Source organism: Escherichia whittamii, from assembly GCF_014836715.1.
GTDB classification, from domain to species: domain Bacteria; phylum Pseudomonadota; class Gammaproteobacteria; order Enterobacterales; family Enterobacteriaceae; genus Escherichia; species Escherichia whittamii.
Window position 1 is genome coordinate 15,145 of the sequence record NZ_JACSQI010000022.1, and the last position, 15,759, is coordinate 30,903.

Consider the following 15,759-nt stretch of genomic DNA (forward strand, 5'->3'; position numbering starts at 1 on the left):
CTGAACACAGTAACTCCTTGTTATCTTCTACTGTTCTGCCGTGAATTTTTGTTCCAGTGCTTCCAGCAGGGATGGCTCCCATTCGGGCAGCATCATGTGTAATCCTGTTCTGAAGAGCATCCGGTACTGCTGTTGTGCAAGCTGAACCATGCCGGCCTCTTCCAGTAACTGCGCGCCGAAAAACTGGCGGTGAAACTGGTTGCGGGGATCACCTTCCGGCAGGGTTTCCAGATATCGCAGTGCGGCTTCCAGCCCTTTTTCATCGAAGCACACCCTGGCCGCCTGTAATTCTTCATCGGCATGTACAACGGCAGCGGTCTGGTTGACTGAACCGGATGATGCCAGCCACTGTTTCGTCTGTTCTGACACAAATGGAGTACGGTCGTTAAACAACAGGTTGATAAGTGTGGGCAGGCGGGCCAGAAAACCGGTAACTTCATCACGGATAGCTTCCGCCACCTGTTTATAACCGAGGCGCAGCGCGGTCTGTGCTGATAGGTAATGGCCGTCCAGCCAGTACGGGGCCAGCAGCAGGCTTTTTTCCACCTGCTGCCACAGTGTCATGTCGGCATTGTTCAGCCGTGCCATATACTCATCCATCATATCGACAGGAAAGGCAGCCAGTGGGGTTCGACCATCGCTTTCTGCCTGCGGGGTGCTGGTGATGGTCTGCCACAGCGCATGGCGTCGCAGTCGGTACCCTTGCGGTGACTCCGGTTGGCGCTCACAGAGAATGGCGGCCACCTTCAGCAAGGTGTCGCGCCATGCTTTATCGTCGTGGCTGTCAACGGTGACCTGCGGGATTGGAGTACCCGCAACAGAAGGCTGAGTGGCAACCGTGTGCTGTGAAATATCCGATACAGCTCCGGTCGTGGCCTGCGATGCACTGGCGGCTGTTCGTACAGATGGCGGTGTTTCAGACGCTACATCACGAAACGCGCGCTGAAACAGAGCAAATAAATCATCTGTCACCTTAGCCAGGTCTGGGGCGTTGTGCGCCTGCCAGCACTGCGCCAGTTTTGCCAGCTCTCCCAGCAAAGCATCGCGCTGTGTTGTCTCAGCATTCCCGGCAAAGTCCTGAACGGCAGACTCAAAGCGTTTTATCACCTGGGCGGCAAAGCGCTTTTTGTGGGGCATGTTCTGCGGCGCGGCGCATGTCCAGTAGTGTTCTGTATATTGTGCCAGCATTCTGGAGGCCAGCAGAATATCCCCGGCATGTTGCAGGGTACGCAGTAGGTGGGCCAGCAGGCGAAAATCTTTGGTTTCTGAGGCCAGAAGCATCAGGCCCCGGCGCTGAAGTTCGGGGATATCGAGTTGGCTGTGAGCCAGCGAACCGAGCTTGACGATTTCGCTGTCGATAAACTCCCAGTCAGCATGGCCATCATCAAGCGCGGCGGACAGCTTATCTTCCGGCAGGTTTTCCAGCAGGTGTGCAAGCCATACATCGGGATTACGTAAGTCTATTGCCATATTTTTATTCTCCCGCCCAGTGGCACGCGTCGCGTAGCGGCGCAATAACCCGTGCCAGCCCGTCAATGTTAAAGGTCAGCTTTCCGGCGGCGTTGTCTGCGCCAGTATCTACCGTCAGCGTTTTTGCGCCGAACAGGTGCTTAATTTCATCAATCCCGGATAGTCCCCGGCTGGATTCCAGCAGGACGCCGTTCTCGCGCACAAACCAGTGGCTGCGCAATGCCTGGCTGTCGGCATTTAGAGTGACGGTGATATCGTGTGCATCCAGCGGATTCATCAGCGCCACCTGCATCCGGGTGATATTATCCACGCAGCTGAACATCAGTACCGGGCGCGGCGGAACATGGCCGATAGCCGGGGTGGTTATCACCACCGTCGGGCGTTCACCCGGCACTTGCGTCACCAGCAGCTCTGTGGTGTTGCCCTGGCGGCGTTTTTCCTGCTCAGTAGCGCGGGTCCAGGCTTCGCCCACAAAGCTTGCTTTGACCAGCGCGGCGTTGCCAAAGCTATGCTGTTCCGGCGCAAGAATGCGGTCATAACAGTCAAGTCGCTCCAGCGCCGCCGTCTCACGGCGACAGGACTGCATGGCCTGTAACGTGGCCGTCGCATCCGGCGGTGTCGCGGTGGCAACAGCCACTGCCGCACCGGCCACTGACGATGTTTCTGCGGATGTGGCACCGGCTGGCAGTACTGCCGCCAGGCCCGCTATAAACAATCCAGTCTGCCGGAAAACGCGCAACCTGCTCATAAAACCGTTTCATCTTCTGTCTGTGGTGTCACGGCATCATTGGGCAGGGCATTTTCCACGTCTGCCGTGAACGCGCCGTCCACCGCCGACAGCCGGATACGGGCAATCGCCGTGTTGGCCGCCATTTTCTGTAACAGCAGTAGCGAGAGCGGCGGCAGCATGTCGCCATCGATGACCGATTCCAGCATCCTCGCGCCGTTTTCTGCGCGGGTGACGCGGCTCATAATTTCGTCCGTCACTCCCGGTTCTATATTCACTTCCGCGCTAAAGCGACTGCGCAGCACGTTATCAAGGCGGGCCAGTTTCCCGGCAATGATGGTGGCAAGCGTTTCTTTCGACAGCGGCAGGTACGGCACCACTTCCATACGCGCCAGCAGGGCAGGTTTAAAGAAGTCCGCCAGCACCGGATACAGGGCTTCCTGCATGGTTTCCGGGTCATCGGTGTGTTCGACAATCACCTGGTAGCCAAGGTTGGAGGTCAGGAAGAAGACGATGTTTTTACAGTCAATCAGGCGGCCTTCGCCGTCTGCCATCTCGCCCTTGTCAAATGCCTGGTAGAACAGGTTGAGCACATCCGGGTGCGCTTTTTCCACTTCGTCGAGCAGCACCACTGAGTACGGTTTTTGACGAATGGCTTCGGTCAGCACGCCGCCTTCGCCGTAGCCGACGTAGCCCGGAGGGGAGCCAATCAGCCGCGAAACCGTGTGTTTCTCCTGAAACTCTGACATATTGATGGTTGTCAGGTACTGGCGACCGCCATACAGCAGTTTCGCCAGTTGCAGGACGGTTTCGGTTTTACCCACGCCGCTGGGGCCAGCCAGCAGGAATGCACCAAGCGGGCGTCCCGGACGGCGCAGGTCGGCGCGAGCGGTCAGCAGGTGTTTGTGCAGGCTGGCAATCGCCAGGTCCTGGCCTTTGATGGTGTCGCCGAGCCACTTCGGCAGGTCGGTGATGACCGACATTTCATTCTGCGACAGGCGGTTAAGCGGTACACCGGTCCATTCGGCAATCACCGCCGCAATCTGTTTTTTATCGACGTGCGGGGAGACCAGCAGCTGCGTGTGATGCAGTGTGTCGAGTTCGGTGGTGAGCTGTGCCAGGCGCGCTGCGGGGGGGATTTCCGGCTCTGCGGCTGCGGACGTTTCTTCCGGCGCGGCATCAGCGTCAGATAACGGACTTTCCGCGTCTGACAGCGGGGCATCGGCGTTATCCTGTTCTGCCGGGGTATCCGCCGCAGTATCTGCGTCAGGTAACGGACTTTCAGCCTCCGCCTCTGCCAGCAGCCCCTGGCGCAGCGCAATAATCTCCTGCACCAGCGCCTGCTGCTGATGCCAGGCGGCTTCCAGTTCATCCAGTGCCGTCAGCGTTTCATCGTACTGCACCAGCACCTCGGTCATCCGTGAGGTGTCGGTACGCAGCCCGATACGAAGTTCGCGCTCAAGCTGGCGAATTTCCGCTTCCTGCTGGTGGCTCAGGGTGGTCAGCGCCGAGATTTGCTTCGGCGGCGATGAAAGATTAATGGCCACGCGGGCGCAGGCAGTATCCAGCACATCAATGGCTTTGTCCGGCAACTGACGCCCGGAGAGATAACGTTCGCTCAGTGTCGCGGCGGCCTGTAAGGCATCATCGTCAATCAGCACGCCGTGAGACTGTTCATAGACCGCAGACAGACCACGCAGAATAATGGTGGCTTCGGCGGCGTTGGGTTCGCTGACCTTTACCAACTGGAAGCGGCGCGACAGGGCGGCATCTTTCTCGAAGTATTTTTTGTACTCGCTCCAGGTGGTGGCCGCGATGGTTTTCAGTTCGCCACGCGCCAGCGCCGGTTTGAGCAGGTTGGAGATATCCAGCCCGCCCTGCTGGTTGCCCGCGCCAATCAGGGTATGCGCTTCGTCGATAAACAGAATGACCGGCACCGGGGAGGAAATGACCTCTTCCATCAGTCCCTTGAAGCGTTTTTCAAACTCACCTTTCACTGATGCCCCGGCCTGTAATGCGCCCAGGTCAAGGGTCATGATATCGGTGTTTTTCAGCTTGTCCGGCACCTGGCCTGCCACAATACGCAGCGCCAGCCCTTCAATCAGCGCGCTTTTACCCACGCCTGCTTCACCCACCACTACCGGGTTATTTTTACGGCGACGGCAGAGAATATCGATCATCAGGTCGATTTCGTGGTCGCGGCACAGTACCGGGTCGAGCCTGCCGTTACGGGCATCTTCGGTCATGTTTTTGGTGTAGCGGGCAAGCCCGCAGTCGCCGGTTTTCGTTGCGCGGGGCGCTTGCCCGCCAGCCATATCCACGGATTCGGCGGATTCTTTTGTCCATGAGGCGAAATCCTGCTGTAACTGGTCGCGGTTAATGGCGGTCAGCTGACGGGCTGCGGCGGGGGGAATGTAGCGTAATGGTGAGTGCAGCAGGGCCAGCAGCAGCACGCCACCACGCAGTTCGCTGTGCTGCATCTGGGCCGAGGCCAGCAGCCACGACTCCTTCAGCCATTCGACCAGCATGGGGGAAAAACTGGGATAGCCTTCGGCGGAGCGTCCTCCGGGGTAACTCTCCACGGTCAGTGCCTGGCGTAGATCCTCTGCGCTGATACCTGCGCGTTCGGCAATCACCCTTAAGTCGTTGCGCGGGATAGCCAGCATCTGCAACAGGACATGGACAACGGTGATCTCACTGTCCTGTTGGCTCATACACTCCGAGGCAGCCATTTCCAGCGCCTGTTTTGCAAAGGGGTTAAGCCGCTTTACCAGCGTGGTTAAATCAATCTGGATCATAAGATGTCCTTATCGGAGTAATTTATTGAGCTGATGCAGAATATCCTGCGTCTGGCTATCCAGACGCAGCAGATAAAACAGATAAAAAACGACCAGTACGACAAGACCGCCACACAGTACATGTCTGATGGTCAGCCGCTGGATTAACTGATAACGCCCGCTCTGTATATTGTTCTTCTGGTGGAGTAGCGGAAATGGCGCGTCGCCGCGCAGTTTGTGCAGGGTATGGTGCAGGCGCTGGTAGATCCGCTCAAATTCATCCTGTTGCTGAATGGCAACCTTGTAGCGCCCGCGAAAGCCGAGCGAAAAGCAGATGTATAAAAACTCCAGCAGATCCTGGTAACGTACCGGCTCGCGGATCAGGCGTTCGAGCAGAATAAACACTTTCTCGCCGCCCCAGGCTTCGTTATGAAAATGAACCAGCAGCGACTGTTTAATCCATTCGTTTTTGTTGGACCAGCCGTTACCCAACGCCGCTTCGTCAATAAACGTGCAGAGAATGTAGCGGAACGAAACAATGACGCCCGGCTCGTAACCCTGCTCCTGAAGTAGTTGCTCCACGGCCTGGACATCGGTTACCACCTGGGCAAACAGATGTTCCGGCATGGCCTGACTGTTCATAGTGGACAGACGCATCACCATGCCGAGTAATGGTGTGGCGGCGTCAATCATTGGATTCAGGCTGTTGCCGCGAAGGGCGAGACGGTACTGGCGTCCTGGTGTTCCGCTCTCCGGCTCCACGGGAAAAACCGACGGTTCACTCATATCGCTGATATCGCTCATTCAATTATCCCCTTATTGCCCAGAGCTGGAGGTTCAGATCGGGGAAGGTACCGGAGATATGCAGCGCCAGTGCGCCCGCTTTTATCACGTCCTGCCAGGCAGGAGTGCCTTTTTCCAGTTCGAAGTAAACATAACCTTCATGGTAGGGTAATTGACGCGGCGCAGCGGTAAGCGTGTGCAGAGGAATACCCGGCACCTGCACGCTGACCACGCTGCGGATTTTGTCGGTAGCCGCCACTTTTGACTGCTGGATAAACTGACGCTGCACCTGGTCGTAGGGCATCCTGGCGCGCACCGCCAGTACCAGCTTGCAGGACTGCAACAGCGTGGGATCGCTGATGGTGGCAATCCAGGTGCCTTCCGAGAAGAACAGTGGCAAATTCTGCGCACGCGGCACCAGCACGGTATTGAGCGCGCGCCGCAGTTCCGGGATCACGGTTCTGGTGAAGGACGCGGTAAGATCCCGGTGATTATACGGCTCCACGGTGCAGGGAAGGCGATTACCTTCGGTAAAGGTCATCAGTTCTCCCAGCAGCCCTACTAGATCCCGGTAGAAGGCTTCCGGATGCAGCGTGTGCAGCTGCGAACGGTGCGTGAACTGCATTTGATGGCGGTTAAGCATCTGCAACATCATAAATTCGGCTACATCAGCAATCCCGCTCTGTTCAGGCGAACCGATGCGTCCGGCCAGATCGGCGGAGCGGGTGGCAAGTAGCCCCTGCACCTCGCCGGCGAATGTCCCGAGTAACCCGCTGACGCGGACAGCCTGAATGGTGGGAATAAAGGTGCTGTCCAGCACCAGCGCACCGGTGGCATTTTTAGTGAGGATACGGCACAGGGGGAGGGTAACCATTGCGCTGAGATCGTCCGCGCCGCTGACTATCCGGGGGATCAACTGCCCCAGACCAACCGGTTGTTCATCGCCTTCGTCGGTGTGAAAATCACGGACGCGGGCATGGGTAAGGCGGTAACGCTCCGTTCCCTGCCCAGCGCTGTGTAACCCCTGGATTTCATTGATCACGTCGCTTATCACAGGCAGCGCCAGATAAATATTGTGGCTCTCTTTCGATGAAAGGATTCCCGGCTGGAAAGGTTCCGGCAGCAGATCCTGGTCGGGAATGCTGAATACGGTGCCGTCAGGCATACAGCCCGCAGCACGGTCAATCGTGATTTTGCCCTGGGCAAGCAGTTCGGTATTGATGGAGAGTTCTGTAAAACCCCAGAAAAAATCACCCAGTGCATCCAGACGATGGGTCAGCAGGTACTCGCAGTGACGCTGCTGCTGCTGAAAATGCTGCGGCAGGGCAAACAGCCCTTCCTGCCAGATCACCTTGTTTTTCATTGTTGCCATCGTCAGTTTTCCTCTTTTTTCATCTCAATCGCGCTGGCGCGGATATGCACCAGCAGGCGATAGTGGTGGCCGATACTTTCTACCGACTCAATTTGTTTCCATTCTGTGGCCTGATCGTCTGAAAAATAGGCAATGACACCGATATAACCGGTTTTCTCATCCAGCTTGATCGGCGGCAGTGTTTTTACGGTGTCCGGCAACAGGTTGAAGTCCTGGTGATCGATATAGTTTTTTCCCAGCACGTCGGGCAGCGCGGTGGTGGCAACCTGGTCGTAATCGGCGGCCTGGAATTTGGAGTCGTCGCTCAGATACACCAGCTGGACATCCACCGGCGCGGCTTCGCCGTCTGCCGTCAGGTTGCTGTCCGGCTCGGTCAGCAGCGTGACGGTCAGCTCGGTTGACTGATCCATCAGCTTTCCGACCTGGATATCCGGATTGCGGATCACCTGGCTGATTTTTTTCGCTGTTTCACAGCCAGTTAACACAACGCTCATCAGAACGCAGGCCAGAAACGCTTTGCCGTTCATGCTTCCGGCTCCCTCTGTTTTTCGCGCAGTACCCGGTCATAGACCTGGGCATAAACTTCATTGAACAGCATTTCAAATCCCTGCTGCCGGCTGGAGGCTAGCTCGTCGTAATAGTTGCTGTACATCTGCCATGCCCAGGCGTCGTCCATTTTCAGGCGCAGCTCATGGCTGCGGCGGTATTGCGCAAAGCGGCGCATCAGATTGCCCGGCGAGAAGGCGTCCAGCATGACGCGCAACGCTTCCACAATCGCTGCCCGGTTGGCCTCTTCATGATGCCGGATGTTGCGCAGGCTTTCGCCGATGGCAGCAGGCGCGGCGAGATGTACCGGGCTTTTACCCTCGGCGAACATTACGTTCAGCGCGGTGGCATAGTCCATGTCAAGGCGCAACGGGTTGTCTTCCAGTGGGCGCAGGTGTTTATCCGACAGGCTGTTCTGTTGCTGTTGCAGACTCAGCAATCCCTTGATGGCGGCCTGCAACGCCCGTCCGGCCTCTTCGAGAAACTCATCCGCATCCTGAGAATCATGCAGCGTCAGCGGACACTCCATACCGCGCAGCAGCGGGGTCACAGCCAGGTGGTACTGCGCCATGGCAGAAAATTCATCGCCGTCTTCATGGCGGGCATTGCCGGGCGGTAGGTCCATAAACGGCGTATTGATCCCGTTCACACCTGTCAGATCGGAAGTGTGGGCAACGGGCCGGGAGACGCGTGAAGCGATGGGATCATCTGCCACCATCAGACTTTCCGTCTGGAGTGCCTGGAGAGGATCGCTGGAAAAACCGTGCGCCACAGTGGGGGCAAGCTGATGCTGGAACGGCATTCCCGGATAGGACGGTTGTCCCTCGGTGGTCAGCAGGGTGTCCGCCAGACTGTCGCGGTTCATCACAATCGTTTCCGGGGTTGCCATCCGCTCGTCGTAGGTGACAGCCGCGCCGTCATGCAGAAACGCTTTCAGCGTCAGTGTACCGAGCTGGATCTCATCGCCCTGGCGCAGGCGGATGAGCAAATCGGAAGAGACCGGGGCCAGATTAATCATCAGTCCCGGCGTCAGGCACCGCAGGCAATAGGCTCCGTCATGCCGAATAACGGTACAGGCACGCGCAGCAATGTTTCCCGCCCGGTCCTGTACCTGCCAATGACATTCCGGCGTATGGCCAATATCGCCGCCGTTTTCGCTGAACAGGCATTTTGCGGCGCGTCCGCTTTCCAGTTCGTTGCCATTCATCACCTGTAAAGTCAGTGAGGCCTGGCGGGATTGCTGTTTTTCCTCAGCCATAAGTGGTTCCATAGAATTATTCCCTGATTCGGATGGTGATGGCGGGCGGTACTTTCGGCTGACCAATAAAGCTGGTTCTGCCGAGGCGGGAACTGGCCGGATCGCCAAGGCGCATCCCTTTAGCCTGCTGTGGTGCCAGGCACAGCCGTAAATCCCAGGCAAACTGGTCGCGCAGAATAAAGGAAAGGAACATGGCCAGCGGCAGGTGATTTTCGCCATCGGGTAAAAATGAGAGATAACGCTCCCGCGACAGGCCGCTAATCTGCAACAGGAATTTTCCGCTGCGATCCGGCACCCGCGCGCCAAGGGTAAAATTAATACCGAGTATAGAGCGCCCCGGAATATGCCCTGCGGTTTTGCCTTTCGGATTACGTACACCCAGTCGGTTCTGGTGTGCCGGAGCAATGGCGACTTTACGCAGTTGCCAGCGTTCAATGGTGACATCTGGCAAATCAAAACAGTGCGACACCAGGTTGCAGATCACCTCCGGCGCGCGGCCAGGTGTTGCCAGAATTCCTGCGTAGGCCAGCATTTTGCTGTGGTTAATGGCAAGCCTGTCACGCACGCTCTGATTTCCCAGCCCGACCAGTGCGTACATGCGCTGTGAAAAGGTGTCAGTACCGCCGTTACGAAAACAGATGTAGTAACGGTATTTACGCCAGGCGTGGTAGGCAAACTGCGTCCAGCGGTGGCTGAACAGATCGAGAAATTCTTTCAGGCCGTCTTCGTTCTGTGCGGACTCCTGCGCCATCTGATCCAGATAATAACCGGGCAGCGGCGACTGGCTGCCGGAGAAACCCAGGAACCTGGTTTGCAGTACATACTGTCCGTTCTGGCTACGGGAAAGCGCACTAAGGTCAGTGCCAGGAAAACCGATACTGGCGTCAGAGCTGAAACGCACGATCTCACGGGCTGGCTCGGTACGCAGGGAAATGTCCTGGCCCGGCGCGCCATACCGACGGTACAGCGCCTCCATCAGCACATAGAAATTGCAGTTGCGCACATCCGCCGATAACGGCGGTTTCGCCACTATATAAGGGCGTGCTGGCCCATTTTCTCCTGCCATTCCCAGGCCTCCTGACTTTCCGTGTTGATGATTTTTAGACAGTGGTACGAATTGATGCTGGCGTAGAGGGCAAAAAAGTGCGAGAGCACGGTACCCAGCAGATAAATTTCACCTTCGCAGATAAACGGATCTGGGCGTATCCACAGTGTGGTCGCCAGCCCGCGAACCGGTACGCCCTTAAACAGTCTGTCAACAGGCTTTGTTTCGAGTTTTTCGATAGCGTCCAGTTTCTGGCGTGACAGTCTGGCCCGCTGCGGATGATGAGCACCCGGCAGATCGAAAGTACGCAGGATCTGGATCAGCGTCTCCCTGTCCAGCAGGGAGAGGTAGTTCAGGTTCATGGCGGAAATCAGCGACCAGTGCATGTCGCCGTCCGTGACCGGCCATAGCGGCTGCGTCGGGCGCGTGACGTTATAAAAAGAGGCCACTGCCGGATTTTTGTTGACGGCCACACAGATATCGCCGGTATGCAGTCGGGCAGGGATCATACGGTTGGTACAGATTAATGAGGTGGTGATCACATCATCGTTAAACCGTGAGCTGTCCGGTATGCTGCCGTCCGCATGGACAAAGGCGATGGAATGTTCAAGCCCGCGGTGAAACAGGGACGTTTTAGTTCGGTGATGCCAGTAGACGACTTCCCGCTGGCGGCTGTACTCCATCTGGTGCTGGAAACTTTCAAATTCGGGCCAGATACGCGCCTGGCTGCCAGGGCTGGATTCCGCACCTGAAACTTTGATTTTGCTAGTGACGGTGTTTATCTGAAAAATGTCATAAGCGTCAGGGTGCCGGTGGCTGGCGCGTAACGGGTATTCCGTCATCCGCCCATCCGGCCTGACGGGTTCCGCATAATGCGTAAACAGGTTAATGGCTGGCGTACAGTGCAGACGCAGCGAGTCCTGACGCAGCTTGATGTCGGCAGGTAACGGGCGGTTAAAATGCAGGCGCAGCGTAAACGCACTGACCGGGAAATCGTCCGGAAGTGGCGCGACATCGCGCAGATGAAAAAAGAAGAAAGCTTCGGGATAGCAGAAATACTCCTGAAGCACACGGTAACCGCTGTGGACGTTTTTGGGCCATGGCAGCAGGGCATCCTGATTGTCAAACCCAGCGGCCTCCAGCCACAGATCCGGTAGCGGCAGGCGACGCTCCCCGGCAATCAGTTCCGCATCCATCAGGCATTCGCAAAACCACAGATAAAGCTGGTGTCGGGTATAATCGTCTTCATTACCCAGCCAGAATGTGATTTTGTTCAGATCAAGCATGGCGGGGGAGACGTTGTTATCTGCGCTGAAACTGATATCTATGATGCCTTCTTTCAGGCTGCTGGCGTTGCGGGTGTTGAGAATACGCAGCGGTTGCAGCCAGATATCGCGCGCCAGCGTGAAATGGCAGGCTACGGAAGAAACGATTTTATCATGATTGTCAGCCAGCACCTTCTGAGCAGCCAGGGGGGACTTTTCTGATCGGCTTCTGATCAGTTCATTACGGCAGACCTGAACAGGAACTTTTAACTGATCGGTTTTGGGTTCATAGGCAATAACCGTCATGGCCGGAACCGGGCGTAAATAGTTTGCCCACAGCATACGGATCAGCCCGTGGGTGAATTCGGGAAATTCATCCTCAAGTTTCTGACGCAGGCTACCGGACATAAAGGCAAAGGCTTCCATCAGACGCTCCACGTCTGGATCACCCTCTTTCTCGGCCAGAAAGTTGGCCAGATGTGGTTTTTCCTGCGCCAGCAGTTTGCCAAGCTGGCGCAGATAATCCAGTTCTTCGCGGTAGTAACGTTCTTCAAAAGCCACAGAGATCACTCCACACAATAGCGTTGATGGCTGTCCAGCAAAATGTCAAATTCAAACACTTCCCTGGTCTCGCTGACATCGACCGTGGCCACAATATGAAAACGCAGTTCCACAGGGGCATATTCATCCGGTGCCGCAGCTGTAACAACAACATCGGTAATTCGGGGTTCGTAATGCAAAATGCACTGGCTAATGGACTTACGGACTTCTCGTCTGAAATCGCTTGAAGCCAGCGATTCATCATTTAAATCAGTAATCCCCAGCTCCGGTGAGCCATAACAGCTACCGAAGCGGGTATTCAGGACCTGTCGCAGATTACGCCTGATGGAGCGTACCAGTGCTTCTTTTGGATTCTGGTATGAAGGCGGATTTGCCGCCTCACGGATACGTTCAAAAAGACTGCCGGTTGGTCCTGAATCCCGCCTCTGCATTGGATTATTCCTTATCCAGTCGTCCGACCAGACTCAGGTCGAAACTGGCCCCCATGTACTTAAAATGTGGCCTGACGGAAATCGCGACCTGGTACCAGCCCGGTTCTCCATCCACATCCAGTACCTCGATCTTTGCCTGACGCAATGGCCGGTGGCTGCGGACTTCGGCAGGGGGATTCTCCTGGTCGGCCACATACTGGCGAATCCAGGTGTTCAGCTCGCGCTCCAAATCACTGCGTTCTTTCCATGAGCCAAGCTGTTCGCGCTGAATTACCTTGATGTAATGTGCTAACCTACTGATAACAAATAAGTATGGAAGTTGGGTGCCGAGTTTATAGTTGGTTTCCGCGGTCTTGCCTTCGGGGGTTTTGGGGAATGTTTTGGGTTTCTGCACCGAGTTGGCCGAGAAAAAGCACGCATTATCAGACCCTTTACGCATGGTCAGTGTGATAAAGCCCTCTTCCGCCAGTTCGTACTCTCTCCGGTCGGTTATCAATACTTCGGTTGGAATTTTTGCTTGCATTTGCCCCATGGATTCATACAGATGCACTGGCAGGTCTTTGACTGCTCCGCCACTGGAAGGACCAATGATATTGGGACACCAGCGATATTTAGCAAAACTTTCCGCCAGGTTAGCGGCCAGTAAAAACGAGGTATTTCCCCACAGATAAGACTCGTGGCTCTGGCTGACGTCTTCATGATAACGGAAGGTTTTGACAGGGTTCTCATCCGGCGAATAAGGATGGCGTAGCAGGAACCGTGGTGCGGTCAGGCTCAGGTAACGGGAATCTTCCGATTCACGCAGGGCGCGCCAACGGGAGTACGCCGGGCCTTCAAAGATGGCACCCGGTTCTTTGATCCCCGGTAACTCTGTCCATGAGTCCAGACCGAAAAATTCGGATGATACTGATGACAGGAACGGGCTGTGCGCCATCGCGCTGACCTGGCTGATATATTTCAGCAACTTCATATCTGGCGTGGTGTTCTTAAAGGCAAAGTTGCCGATTACCGCTCCCACTGGCTCACCGCCAAATTGTCCGTAACCGCTTGAATATACATGCTTGTAATACGCAGATTGCGTAATTTCAGGTGCAAACTCGAAATCATCCAGCAGTTCTTCCTGAGTGACATTCAGGAAATGGACTTTGATGTTTTCCCGGGTATCCGCGCGTTCAACCAGCAGCTTCAGCGAGCGCAGTAGGGATTCCAGTTCCTGAAACTCCGGGGCATGAATAATGGCGTCCATCTGCCTGCCGGTACGGGCATCAATATCAGCAATCATGGCATCAACGGCCAGGATATTGATAGGTTCAGCGCTACTGTCGCCCTGTAACATGGCGGCAATAAAGGCGCTCACGCCCTGGCGGGTGATGTCGTAGCTTTCAGATTTTGGCTGGACGCGGGTCTGTGCCATGATTTCATCAAGCAGGGATGAGGTGGCGGTCTGCGAAGCGCTGACGGGAGCAATTTCTTCCTGTACTGACATACTGAAAATCCTTCTGTGAAAATTATTTCTGAACGGCGATGCCCAGTTCCTGGATCAGCTGCTCGCGGGTGTCTTCGTTTTCCAGTAACGCCTGAAGTTGTGCGCGGAAGGCCGGAATATTGCCTAGCGGAGACTTAAGTGCGACCAGTGCTTCACGCAATTCGAGCAGACGTTTTATTTCTGGTACCTGGTTGGCAATATGGTCCGGAGAAAGATCATCCATAGATTTGACTTTCAGGTTGACGTACATTTGCTCATTGGGAGCGTCACTGAGTTCAGCCGGAACAACAAATTCCCGTTCAATGTCAGCTTCTGCAATAACTGCGTTGAGGTTATAGCGGTTAATAGCAATGGCAGTTCGCTCATCCAATGGCGTGTTATCCGGTTTCCCTTTCAGATTGCCGGTGATCAATAAATTCAGCGGCAATTCGATATCAGCAGCCACCCCATCAACTTTTGGCGTATACCGAACGCTGATTCTTTCTTTCGGCGCGACACTGCCGCCATCGTTGTTCATTTTGCTCATAAAAATGTTCCCGTTCAGGCCATGGGTACAGCATGTTCGTACTGAATAAAAATACCGACAATACCGTTTCAGTGGCAGTTAGATAATGTGACTCTTCTTCTGTTGTGATCGGTATTCTACTCATGAAATAAAATATTAAAAGAACTATTTATATTTTTGAAAGAGATGTATCCTTCGTGTGTTATACATTATTAGGAAAACTCACTGGGTATTTATAGACTTCATGAATGTAATTTTGCAATCAATAAAATATTATAACGCATTGATTTTTATGTGTTTATTTATTTGATTAATAAATTTTATGTATGGTTTTGTTTATTGATTAATTCCTGTTTATGCTTCATAAGAAATTCCTTTAAGGAATATCTTAATTGAGAGTAGAATTAATGGTGAAGTAAGGTTTGTAATAATTAATCCTTGATTCGGTTGCGACTTTTTTATGGGGGTGGAGGATACGTTATGGATAAGTCTTCTGTTTGTGTTGATATATTTTTAGCTTATGTGACCGTGTTCTGAAATTGGCTAAAAATATAGTTAAAAACCATTAAATGAGTTTTTCGGTAGGTGCCAATTACGCGTACATGTATCACGAATAAAGAAAATGGTGTGGTTCATGATGTGAGCCGCATCGCACTCTAACCTGTCGGGGATTAGCGACGGGTTGTTCGTAAAATAGCAGTTGATAATTTCACAAGGAGTTCACAAATGCCAACCCCATGTTACATTTCAATTACGGGTCAGACCCAGGGGAACATCACTGCCGGTGCTTTCACCGCGGATTCTGTCGGCAATATCTATGTGCAGGGACACGAAGATGAAATGCTGGTGCAGGAGTTTCTGCATAACGTTACTGTTCCAACCGATCCGCAGTCTGGCCAGCCTTCCGGCCAGCGAGCGCACAAACCGTTCATTTTCACCGTGGCGCTGAATAAAGCTGTTCCGCTGCTGTACAACGCGCTGGCCTCCGGTGAAATGCTGCCGAAAGTGGAGCTGCACTGGTGGCGTACTTCTGTTGAAGGCAAGCAGGAGCACTATTTCACCACACGTCTTACTGACGCGACGATTGTGGACATGAACCTGCATATGCCGCACTGCCAGGACCCAGCACAGCGTGAGTTTACGCAATTGCTTGCAGTATCACTGGCCTACCGCAAGGTTGAGTGGGAGCACATCAAATCAGGTACTTCTGGTGCCGATGACTGGCGTGCACCGCTGGAAGCATAAATCTGAGTCAACAATATCCTGCCTCCGAGCAGGATGTTGTTTTTGTACGTGTAAAAAATGAGTGTCAGTAAGGAGTTACGCTTCCATGAGGGAGATGGCGGATGCCGGAAACTCGGGCGGTAGCGTGCCTGAAGATGTAAAGATGAGTGTAACGCTGCACTGGTACCCTTTGCTGCATGGCGGGCATCATTTGTTCCGTGAATGAATCAGGGAGGTATTTATGTCCTTAAAAGGTCTTCGCTTTACGCTGGAGGTTGACGGCCAGGAGCCGGACACCTTTGCAGTGGT

General features: G+C 54.6%; 13 protein-coding genes. 1 reads left to right on the top strand and 12 read right to left on the bottom strand.

The genetic code is table 11. The features are described 5' to 3' along the window. Nucleotides 1-27: 27 nt before the first annotated feature. From tssA to tssB, 12 genes are read right to left on the bottom strand one after another with little or no spacing between them, the layout of a single operon-like run. On the bottom strand, nt 28-1,470 hold the full coding sequence (gene tssA, locus H9644_RS20950) for a type VI secretion system protein TssA (protein WP_191776422.1): 1,443 nt from the start codon (nt 1,468-1,470) through the stop codon (nt 28-30). Nucleotides 1,471-1,474: 4 nt separating this feature from the next. Then, nucleotides 1,475-2,218 (bottom strand): type VI secretion system-associated protein VasI, encoded by a 744-nt coding sequence (gene vasI, locus H9644_RS20955; RefSeq protein WP_191776427.1) that lies wholly within the window; start codon nt 2,216-2,218, stop codon nt 1,475-1,477. Further along, nucleotides 2,215-4,995 (bottom strand): type VI secretion system ATPase TssH, encoded by a 2,781-nt coding sequence (gene tssH / locus H9644_RS20960; protein ID WP_191776430.1) that lies wholly within the window; start codon nt 4,993-4,995, stop codon nt 2,215-2,217. The genes vasI and tssH overlap by 4 nt, the downstream gene beginning before the upstream one ends. Before the next feature lie 9 nt (nt 4,996-5,004). Continuing rightward, a complete protein-coding gene (gene icmH / locus H9644_RS20965) occupies nt 5,005-5,760 on the bottom strand; it encodes a type IVB secretion system protein IcmH/DotU (RefSeq protein WP_064530361.1) in 756 nt (251 codons plus the stop codon). Nucleotides 5,761-5,782: 22 nt separating this feature from the next. Then, nucleotides 5,783-7,129, bottom strand: a complete 1,347-nt coding sequence (gene tssK, locus H9644_RS20970; protein ID WP_064530347.1) for a type VI secretion system baseplate subunit TssK — start codon at nt 7,127-7,129, stop codon at nt 5,783-5,785. Nucleotides 7,130-7,131: 2 nt separating this feature from the next. Then, on the bottom strand, nt 7,132-7,656 hold the full coding sequence (tssJ, locus tag H9644_RS20975; protein WP_064530346.1) for a type VI secretion system lipoprotein TssJ: 525 nt from the start codon (nt 7,654-7,656) through the stop codon (nt 7,132-7,134). Continuing rightward, on the bottom strand, nt 7,653-8,933 hold the full coding sequence (gene tagH, locus H9644_RS20980; protein ID WP_318240976.1) for a type VI secretion system-associated FHA domain protein TagH: 1,281 nt from the start codon (nt 8,931-8,933) through the stop codon (nt 7,653-7,655). The genes tssJ and tagH overlap by 4 nt, the downstream gene beginning before the upstream one ends. Before the next feature lie 16 nt (nt 8,934-8,949). Then, nucleotides 8,950-9,999 carry a type VI secretion system baseplate subunit TssG gene (tssG, locus tag H9644_RS20985; protein ID WP_191776435.1) on the bottom strand — a complete coding sequence of 350 codons (1,050 nt, stop codon included), beginning with the start codon at nt 9,997-9,999 and terminating at the stop codon, nt 8,950-8,952. Next, complete coding sequence (gene tssF, locus H9644_RS20990) at nt 9,963-11,804, bottom strand: type VI secretion system baseplate subunit TssF (RefSeq protein WP_064530344.1); 1,842 nt, start codon at nt 11,802-11,804, stop codon at nt 9,963-9,965. The genes tssG and tssF overlap by 37 nt, the downstream gene beginning before the upstream one ends. Nucleotides 11,805-11,809: 5 nt before the next feature. Continuing rightward, a complete protein-coding gene (tssE, locus tag H9644_RS20995; RefSeq protein WP_064530343.1) occupies nt 11,810-12,235 on the bottom strand; it encodes a type VI secretion system baseplate subunit TssE in 426 nt (141 codons plus the stop codon). A gap of 4 nt (nt 12,236-12,239) precedes the next feature. Further along, nucleotides 12,240-13,721, bottom strand: a complete 1,482-nt coding sequence (tssC, locus tag H9644_RS21000) for a type VI secretion system contractile sheath large subunit (RefSeq protein ID WP_191776438.1) — start codon at nt 13,719-13,721, stop codon at nt 12,240-12,242. Nucleotides 13,722-13,743: 22 nt separating this feature from the next. Then, nucleotides 13,744-14,247, bottom strand: coding sequence for a type VI secretion system contractile sheath small subunit (tssB, locus tag H9644_RS21005; RefSeq protein WP_191776441.1), 504 nt, complete (start codon nt 14,245-14,247; stop codon nt 13,744-13,746). Nucleotides 14,248-14,952: 705 nt separating this feature from the next. Here tssB and H9644_RS21010 point away from each other — a divergent pair. Next, nucleotides 14,953-15,471, top strand: a complete 519-nt coding sequence (locus H9644_RS21010) for an Hcp family type VI secretion system effector (RefSeq protein WP_001142963.1) — start codon at nt 14,953-14,955, stop codon at nt 15,469-15,471. Nucleotides 15,472-15,759: the final 288 nt, after the last annotated feature.